The organism is Streptococcus suis, from assembly GCF_002960445.1.
GTDB lineage: Bacteria > Bacillota > Bacilli > Lactobacillales > Streptococcaceae > Streptococcus > Streptococcus hyiners.
In genome coordinates this window covers 1-335 of record NZ_POJD01000190.1, presented here as the reverse complement: position 1 = coordinate 335, position 335 = coordinate 1, and the positions used below count along the sequence as shown (strand labels likewise).

The following is a 335-nucleotide window of genomic DNA, read 5'->3' as shown; positions in this document are numbered from 1 at the left end:
AACTACGTATCATCATCCGTTTGTCAGCTGTAGGGAGAAAGAAATTTTATCCGATTAGCTTGATGTCCGTTCTTCTCATTGTTTACCCTGCAATAAATAATGAGAAGAAACTTGTACCAACCATATCCGCAAGAGCATGTCCTAAGAAATATGGCAATAAATTGTCATTTTTCCTTGTGTACATGTAGTAATAGAAAAGGCCGAAGGCTACACCAATAACAAGAGCAGATACCATTCCTTGATAGGTATGGAAAGATATACGGACAATTGTTGAAAAGAGTAAGACCAGCGAACGCTTTTTCTTATCTGTGCTCAACAATAATCCTAAGAAAAAG

General features: G+C 37.0%; 1 protein-coding gene. It reads right to left on the bottom strand.

All coding sequences use genetic code 11. From position 1 onward, the window contains the following. Positions 1-82: 82 nt before the first annotated feature. Positions 83-335, bottom strand: a 253-nt coding sequence (locus tag C1G53_RS07705) for a type II CAAX prenyl endopeptidase Rce1 family protein (protein WP_153046674.1), incomplete at its 5' end; no start/stop codon positions are given.